We start from the raw sequence: 8,679 nt of genomic DNA on the forward strand, positions 1-8,679 counted from the left end.
TGGCGCAAGTATTCCTGACGGCCCCGTGCCGGCGGGTGGGCGTGCGAAACCAAGACCGCTTTCGCGAAGCTGACGGCCACGTGTGCTCAAAGCCGCACTCAGAGGCTGAGAGTTTTTCGATCATGCCCGCTCATCACGCCAAAAGCCTCCTGCTCGTCGTTGCAAATGCTCGCCATAGTGCATGGGTACTCGGCGGGGCGTAGAAGGTTCAGAGGTGACCCAGCTCGCGGCTTCGGCTTTCCAGGAATGGTTTCGCTTCGGTTCACCGCCACGCCATTTTGGCCCGCACACTGAGAGGCTGAGAGTATTTCGATCATGCCCGCTCATCACGCCAAAAGCCCCCTGATCGTCGTTGCAAGTGCTCTCCATAGCCAAGCTATGGCTGCGCTTTGCGCCTAGATCAGGCGCCTTTTGGCGTGCTGCTCGGACACGCTCGAAATACTCTCAGCCTCTGACGTCACATAGTTGCGAAATGGCACCCACATGACACCCAGTCGAATCGGCACGGCGTCGAGCAGCACTCGGCCGCTGAATGAAGGTCCTTCTACCTCCAACGCCTCGACCGCACAGCGAACGGCTGTGACGCCGAGCCTCGGGGCTCTCGAAGGGCTGCATGCGCCGCGCCGTAGCGCCCCGCCGCCCGCCACGGGCGGATCCCCACGGCGTGCAACACTCCCTGAAACGACTGATGCAAAGCCACGTGAGTTGCCGAGGGACCTGTGGAGAAATATCGCCGGCCGGCTCGATGCTGGGAGTGCACTCGCACTCTCATTGACCGACAAGACACTGCGCGAAGCAACCGACAGCATTGCTGTCGTCCAAGCAATCGCCGGCTCAGGAAATGTGGTTGGTGCAGTGGTTACTGGCTTGAGGAAGGCGGCGGCCATGGCAAATGAAGATGCGCCCACGCGGCGCGAATTGCTACGAAGCGTCGCCGACAAGATCGGCCAGTCAGCCGAGCACGCCATGTTGGTCCACGCCTTCATCGGCCACATCGACGCCCTGCCGCCCGCGGCTCGCGCCGATGCGCGTGCAGCCCTGGAGAAGTCCGAAAACTCGGCGGAGGCGGCGCAACCCCTTGTGCACCACCTCCTCGCTCTCGCTCAAGCGCTGCCCATCGATCAACTCGGGCCGGTGCCGCTGCAGCTGGCGCAGAAGATGGAAGCTGCGTCCGAACCCTCCGAGGCGTTCGATCGCACATGGAACCATGCCATGCAACTGGCGGAAGCCACAACGGCGGAACAGGCTGGTCCGATGGTCACATTGCTGGCCAACATGATTCCAAACCTGACGCCCGAAGCGCGTCAAAAAGCGCTCGACCGCACGATGGCCTTGATCGGCACTTTTCCGCCGTCAGAACGATCCGAAATTGTGCTTGCAAAGCTCGCGAAGACGGTTCATTTACTGCCCGAGCTCGCTCCAGAGCCCGCCTATGAGGGCCCCCCAGGCAGAGCGGCAGCCGTGCACAAGATCATGGAATCGATCGCAGGCGTAGGAGACAAGCATCGGGCACTCGTGCTCCATGCCTGTGCTGCCGCCATGGAGCACGTGACGCATCAGCGTCGTCAAGTGTTCGACGACACGTTGGAGGCCATCAAGGGCTTGCCGGGAAACTGGATGCGAGCCAGCTGTCTGAAAGCACTGATACAGGCAGGCCGATCGACAGCGCATGACGGCTCTGGTAACGAGTTGAGCAAGATCCTTCAGTGCGTGGACGGCCTCGAAGAGGAAGACCTCGTGGGTGTTGTCCTCAATGCAACGGCTGCGTTCAAGCATATCGAGCATCCAGGATTGCTGCCGCTTCTCGTTCTCGATCAGATTCAGGAGCTTCCTTCTAGAGATCAGGAATTGGTTCTCCGCGTGATTTTCAGGAATGTGCCCTGGACTGCCATGTCGTCCGAGGATCTGGCCCGCAATACGCGTTCGGCATTGTCCGCGCTTTCAAAATTACCGATGGACGACCGCCACTCTGGGGCGGTTGCAAGGTGCGCAGCGTTTTGCCTTCCGATCCTGACAATGGAAGCAGGCGAGCAAGCTGCCACCTTTGCGACGCTGTTGCAGCAAGCAGAGCGTAGGCCCGGCAGTGAATTGCTCAGAATACTTTCGAAAACGATGCACGAAGCCCATGACCGGGGACTGCAGCGGCAAGGCTTTGCGCCACTGCTCAGACTTGCAGGCAAGAAGGATCCGGTCGCATTGGAGGCTGTACGGCACTTGGCAGACCAGCTTGTCAATGTGCCAGACGGGGAGCTTCAGGCTACTTGGAACGAGATGCGGACCCTGGTGGATCGGGTGCTCGCGTATGAAAGGTTCGACGTCGGCGATCTCGATCACGTGATCGCTGGGTTGGCAGAGAATTTATCCCGACTAGAGTCGCAGAGCCTGGAGGAAGCGCTCGCATGGGTGCAGCAGTCGATCCCGCGGTTGTTCGAGAAGACAGATAGCTATGGTTCAGCAAGCAAGGCGCTTTTGAAACTCGCGTCTGCTGTTCCCGCCTTGCCAGAAGATTTGCGTCTGAGCCCATTCGACACCGCATTGACACATGTAGCGGATGTGTTGGCGGCTGACGGGCGAGCCGATTCTGATCTTTTGATCGACTACGACGATGGAGGACGACAAATGCGTCGAGACGAACGCGGGGCAGCGCTGCTGGCCCAGCTCGCCGAAGCGGCTGGTTCCCTTCCCAAGCTCGCTCCACGCGCCGCCGTCAGCCAGATATTGGCTGGCTTGCAGGGCATAAGCGACGATGCGAGCCGAGTCAACGTGCTGAAGTCCTTGGCTCTCGACGCTTTGCCTGCGGCGCTCGCAAGGTCCGTCAAGTTCGGGATGCGGGCCTCGGATCCACTCAAGCGACATGTGAGTCGAGATCTGCTTTTGAAAGGCTTCGTAAAGGAAGTTGAGCGCCTTCCGCCAGAAGCCAGACTTGCCGTGCTTCAGCAGATGCTGGAAAACGCTCATGCAGCCACCAACACCAGCGGCGAAAGCGCCCGCCCAAAAGATGACAAGAGCGCAAAGCTTCCGGCATTGCTGGAAGGGTTGTTGCAAAAAGCAGAGACAGCAGCCTTGCGAGCTTGAAAGAACGGGCGTGGTTCAGTCTAGCAAAGCAAAGTTGTCAACTTGCAATAGCGCAAAGCAAATAGGTCAATTCGCTCAATTCGCAGCTTTGCCGCTGATTTTCATGCCTAAGGTGTTGAACTATGAAGGGATCTTCACGGCGCTACACCACACCGCTGGACACCCCGCGTCCACCGGGCGCTTGTATGCTGGAGGCCTTCAACCCCAAGCTTTCTCGACGTGTGCGACTGTTCGATCGCGCGATCTTCAATCTCTGGATTTCTCTCGAAGCCGACACCGCTGCGCTCGGGTTTTGCGAGCGCCCTGCCCAACTCGGCACGGACGCCAAGAGCGGCATCATCGAAAGGAGCGCACGGCCATCATTCGCGCGATCCTCGGCTGTCGCGCCGCGCGGGCCGGGTGCCGCGCGTCAGTGGCGACTTTGCTTTCATCGGAAAACCTCCCACGCATCGAGTGACGACTTTGCTTTGCAAGCCCGCCGCCCCGCGCCACGCTTGTCTTTGCGGCCGGTTCGGCTCGTCGTCAAACGCGGATTGACATTTTTCCCGTCACTATTGTGGCAACTCTGCTTTCCTCTACGTTTGTCGCGTCCGATGATCCAGAAGTCTCGAGTTCATCGGCGCGACAGCACAGTTGCAGACATGCCAGCGCCATTGGAATTTCTGAAAATATGACTTTTCGTTCAGGCGCAAGCTACTCAACTGCCGACTATGCAACGTGCGCCGCGAAGTACTCCACCGTTCTTTGAGTCGCCCGATCCAGCCCATTCTGTAGGTCATGCCTGTCCGCACTACTGTTAGCGAGTTTCGCGATCGCCGCATAGCCGCCCCGAAATTCGGATAACGCGGTCCTAGGCGACCGAGGGGTTGTGTATGGATGGCGCACGAAGCGTGCATATCGGTTGGTTCTCCAAAGCGACTCACAAATTAGTGCCCGAAGGCGAAGAGTTGTCTGCTCATGCAACGTTCTGCGCAAAGTAATCCACGGTCAATTCGGTTGCCTTGTCCAGCCGCTCTTGGAGGGCCTGCTTGCCTGCGCCGCTGCTGCTGAGGTCTGCGATTGACTCGTAGCCGCCAGCGAACTCCGCCACCGACGGAGAACCCGGGAATGTCGGGTCCTTAGATGACTTGATGGCATCGAGTGTCGACAGGACTTCCTGTGTCGAATGGCCGCCATCGAACACGAGGAACATCAGCGTGTTCAGGTGATGTTCCTTCTGCGAGAAGTTAGGGTTGACGCTTGCCAGATGCTGACCGAAGAAGGCCATCAGGCGTACCGGACGGGCCGCTGACCACTGTCTGCCCGGTTGACAACGCATTCACCTCAAATCTGGAGAGATTGCTTGGTGAATGCACCTTTTTGTGGGTCTCGTTAGACCCGGTCATGCCGTTGTCGATCGTCGTGGGTTTGGGATGGTAGTGAAGCCAGTTCCCGGGGGCTTGGGCGACAACACCATGAAGATCGGACTTTTGAGTCGGCTTCTCTGGTACGACGACGGCATCGTAGAAGCTATTGGCGTCGCGCAGCCACCCCGGTATCTCTATCCCTTCCCGAGTGTTGATAATCACCGCCATCCACGTGGCAATAGAAGGCACCTTGACGGCCTCAACACCATTGGACGTTTCGGCCAAGCATGCCTTGAGCGTATCCATGGACGGGGACGACATAAACTGTTGCAGCGACGGAGAATGGTTGTACCACGGCCTAGTTTTTTTTCTCAGGTTGATCGCAAGCACATGCAGCAGGTGTTCCTGCATGTTGAATTGGTCCTCCATCAGCACGTCTCCTGCTTGTCCAAGGACCCCAGTGGCCTTCTTGACGAAGGCGGCGACTGATTCGCGGGTGAGACTCCCCGAAAGGAATAGCTGTTTGGCGTCATCACGCAGCATCTGGTTAGCAAGACTATGTGACGTTCCCAGAAGATGCATGGCCCTGGTGAGTATTTCGCGCTCCGTCCTGGGGGCATCCCTTTGGATGCGAGTGTTGGTCGTTGCGAGCGGCTTGATGACCGCAGCTTCGAGCTTGGTAAGCAACTTCGGCGACACAGTCCCCTTCGAGAAGCTCAAAATTCGACCGAAGCCGTCGAATTCCACTGCTCTAGAACGGGCCATGATTTTGGTTGCGACGGCGGGATCAATGGTCTGGCCGCGCAGGGCTTCCATACGTTTCTGCAGGGCTAGGGCTTCTTCCTCACTTCGCGACATAAAAATAGACCGCATCCTTGACATGCCGTCGCGCGGCATTGAAGCGCGCCGAGCGTCGTGACCTGGCAGCCGCGTACCGGCCGGTGAACCGGTTGAGTTGCCATCAGCGGACCGGATTGCTCTCGAATTTCGCTCTTCAACATCGGAATGCAGCTTTGTCAAGTTTCGAGGCGGCATTGAAAGGTCGGAGCCCGGTGCCCGCACGCCAATTGCCAGGCCCGTTGAGGTGGACTGAGGCGTTGACTGAGGCGCACTACCACCACTACCGCGAGGCTTAAGGCCAGCGAAATTTGAGTTAAGGGACGGTCTCGCATGGTCGGGCGATATCGCGGGGGCCGACGTACCGTCTTGTGCGGGCGCCGGAAGTGCCCCGATACGGCCTAAGTTTTTCAAAATCTTTAACATATCGCCACCTTCTTGTGGAAAGTTTCGCGCTGCTCGCCACTCAGGTACCAAAGTACCGAATATTGCGTTCGCCCATTCGAAGCTCCACTCAACTTACCAAGACCCCATACGCACCACATACGCACCGCTTGCTGACAACACTGCGATGCCGTCGTATCACGAAAGATAGGATGGCCTAGTCCTGTCTGGTTTCGTCTTGTCTGACGAAGCAATGTAGCGAGAAGCGAATCTGCAACCCCCTTCGCCCGGGGGGGGCGTGAAGCAACGAATGCGGCACGCTCGAATCCTTACCCTGGGCCGGCTTGGAAGAGCAGGACGAGTTGCGAGCGAGCTTGCAATCGTCGGCCGCGGGCTCGCAACTCGCCGACGGAAATTTCGGCGGGTTCTGAAATTCAAACCCAGCTTCGGCTTCGCCGCGGCTGGACGAAACCCAGCGCGTTACCGTAGGAGCCCGCCTCTTGGCTCAGGAGCCCACACGTCATGAAACGCATTCACAGCGACGCCAGCAGCGCAGGGGCGCAGCGGCCAGTCGAGCCGGAAACGAGCGATGAGCCGTCGCCACAGAAACGGCGGCTGGCCGGCCCCGTTGGCATGCCCCAGAACGTGCGGCAGGGACCCGAAGTAGCAAGCCTTGCGCCGAACTCGATGGCTCCGCGCGCGACCCTGCTGGCTTTCCGCTCTGTTGGGCAGCCGACGTGGCCCGAGGATGCTTCATCGTCGTCATCCGGTGCCTCACCGTCTTCTCGGCCGGCCGCGGGAACTGACAACGCGGAAGGATCCGAGACTCGGCCATTCCCATTGAATAGATGGGCCGGCGACCTTCAGGAGCGGATCGCACGGGCCTTGAACGGCAGCGACACGTACGAGACGTTCAAAGATCTCCATTCCTTGAAGATGACTTGCAAAGAGCTTCGGGACGTGATCGACAGCGATCGGGAACTGCGGTATGACAATCTCCGCCGAAGGGTCGAGGAAGCGAATTCAATCGTGCGTGATGCACCGGATTTCAGCATCATGAGCAATATGGATCCGTTCGCACGGATGAGGCGGCTTCTGTCGCCGAGCATGCGACAACGCCTCATTACGCTGGCGGCAGCGGATCCGACTGGAGCAGGACTCAAAAAACTAACGCCCAAAATCGATTGCTTTGACAAAGGCCAGCGAGACACCCTGGTAAAAGCGGTTATCCAGCTTGGCGCCGAGATGGATAGGGGCCAGGCGATTGGTGGTTTTGGAAAGGCATTTGCTCACCTGGATCGGGCGCAGCAAATGAGCCTGATTCAAGCAGCCGTGACGATGAACGACGATCACGAAAAGGCTAGTTGCATCAGCGATCTTTTAAAAGGCGCTGCCGTCCTTGAGATTGAGGATCGAAAGGTACTTCTTGACACCGCACTCAACCTTAACGACCAAGAAGCCAGGGCTATCGCAATTGATCGTATTGCGCCACATATGATTCATCTTGATCACAGTGAGCGCCGGCTCATGGTTGAGAAGGCTTTTGAAATGACCGATGCCGCGTCTCGCGCATGGGCACTGGGCGGAATCGCGGAACACCTGGAGCATCTGCTGCCGCTTCCAGTAGAGCCCGAGGATGTATCTCGGGATCGAATTTTTGATGCAATCCTCACAATCGTTGAGGGTGAGGAAGCAGCCGAGGAGGACTTGGCCCATGCATTGAATGGCTTGTGCCAGTCAATGGCTCATTTGGACCCCCTTCAGCGAATGCGCCTTGTGGATATTGTCATTGGCATGGCGGACGAGTCGGTTCAGGCAGAAGCCCTTTGCGGCTTCGAAATGGCTTTTCTTGACGCGCAGCAACAGGACCGTGCCATTGCTGCCGTGGAGCACATGGCCGATGACGAAGACAAAAGTACGGCGCTTCGCGGACTGATGTCTTGTATAGGACATCTGAGCGGGGCACAGCGCGAGCGCCTCTTGGTCGCCACAATCGAACTTGATGAGGACATACGGGGCTATGCAATGACGGAGATCTACGATGCCGCGCCCCATCTTGAGCCAAGTCAGATCGATCGACTCATTGCGGCCGCCATCTCAATCAATGATCACAACAGCAAAGCCTTCGCACTGATCGGGCTTGCCTCATGCGTCCAGCATTTGAACACCCCTCAAGTCAACCGGCTTCTGCAGGCAACGTCTCGCCTTAATGATGAAAGAGATATGGTCTTTCCACTCATCACAATGATCAAGCATCAGGATCGTCTGGAGCCGGCACAGGCCAATCAGCTCTTTGCCATTGTGAATGGACTTCGGACGGCAGAAGCGCGATTGAAACTGGACAGCTGTCGTCTTGTTCCCGAGGATGAGTTGCCCTGAACGGTAGGGCCCACAAGCGCGCGGGTCCGCTGACCCGGGGCGATGGTCGCTTGCAAGACCTGCGCGCAGACAGGGTCGGAGTTCATCACTGTCTGCTATCAAAAGAGGCTCGGCCGCGACACGCCACAGCAGGTCCTGCCTCTTGAGGAGTGATTGCGCCGCGCAATGGGTGTCCTTGACCTCAAGGCGGCGTTGTTGCATGGATGCGAAGCGGGACGAGGATGCCCCCTTCCCCAAGATCTCAACTGACCTCGCGCACGGTGCGGACGGAGTTGGGCCGTGCAGCCGCGAGCATGCGGTTGAGCACGACCGCTCCTACCGCCGCTTCGGTGCGTCGGCCAGCGTCATTTCGAGCGCGCAGGCGCGTCCCGATGAGCGCTTTGTAGGCCCAGCGTAAGGATTCCTGCGAAAAAGAGAACAGCCCAGTCAGCCCATGTCCACGGGGGCAGGTTTGCCGGATGCCGCCCCCAACTGAGGGCCACATGTGGCTTCATTGCTGTGCAAATGCGGCGACAGCGTCGCACGCCGCAGGTCGCCGCGAACACATCCGACCAGTGAGAGGCTGAGAGTATTTCGAGCGTGTCCGAGCAGCACGTCAAAAGGCGCCTGATCTAGGCGCAAAGCGCAGCCATAGCTTGGCTATGGCGAGCATTTGCAA

The 8,679-nt window shown here is 58.5% G+C and carries 4 protein-coding genes; 2 read left to right on the forward strand and 2 right to left on the reverse strand.

The features are described from left to right. Positions 1 to 771: 771 nt before the first annotated feature. Positions 772 to 3,075, forward strand: coding sequence for a hypothetical protein (locus AC30NL_RS02200; RefSeq protein WP_489462380.1), 2,304 nt, complete (start codon positions 772 to 774; stop codon positions 3,073 to 3,075). A gap of 955 nt (positions 3,076 to 4,030) precedes the next feature. Here the strand turns inward: AC30NL_RS02200 and AC30NL_RS02205 are convergent. Both AC30NL_RS02205 and AC30NL_RS02210 read right to left on the reverse strand, forming a co-directional pair. After that, complete coding sequence (locus AC30NL_RS02205) at positions 4,031 to 4,342, reverse strand: hypothetical protein (RefSeq protein WP_489462381.1); 312 nt, start codon at positions 4,340 to 4,342, stop codon at positions 4,031 to 4,033. After that, positions 4,302 to 5,441: a hypothetical protein gene (locus tag AC30NL_RS02210; protein WP_489462382.1), complete on the reverse strand. Its 1,140-nt coding sequence runs from the start codon at positions 5,439 to 5,441 to the stop codon at positions 4,302 to 4,304. The genes AC30NL_RS02205 and AC30NL_RS02210 overlap by 41 nt, the downstream gene beginning before the upstream one ends. A gap of 723 nt (positions 5,442 to 6,164) precedes the next feature. On the opposite strand from AC30NL_RS02210, the gene AC30NL_RS02215 reads away from it, so the two are divergent. After that, complete coding sequence (locus tag AC30NL_RS02215; RefSeq protein ID WP_489462383.1) at positions 6,165 to 8,021, forward strand: hypothetical protein; 1,857 nt, start codon at positions 6,165 to 6,167, stop codon at positions 8,019 to 8,021. Positions 8,022 to 8,679 lie beyond the last annotated feature (658 nt).

This window comes from Rhizobacter sp., assembly GCA_021153565.1.
Classification (GTDB): Bacteria; Pseudomonadota; Gammaproteobacteria; order Burkholderiales; family Burkholderiaceae_C; genus Albitalea.

What these genes read in the sequence shown, in the direction of transcription:
- AC30NL_RS02205 (WP_489462381.1), bottom strand. Translation starts at nt 4,342, where the DNA reads ATGGCCTTCTTCGGTCAGCATCTGGCAAGCGTCAACCCTAACTTCTCG.
- AC30NL_RS02215 (WP_489462383.1), top strand. Translation starts at nt 6,165, where the DNA reads ATGAAACGCATTCACAGCGACGCCAGCAGCGCAGGGGCGCAGCGGCCA.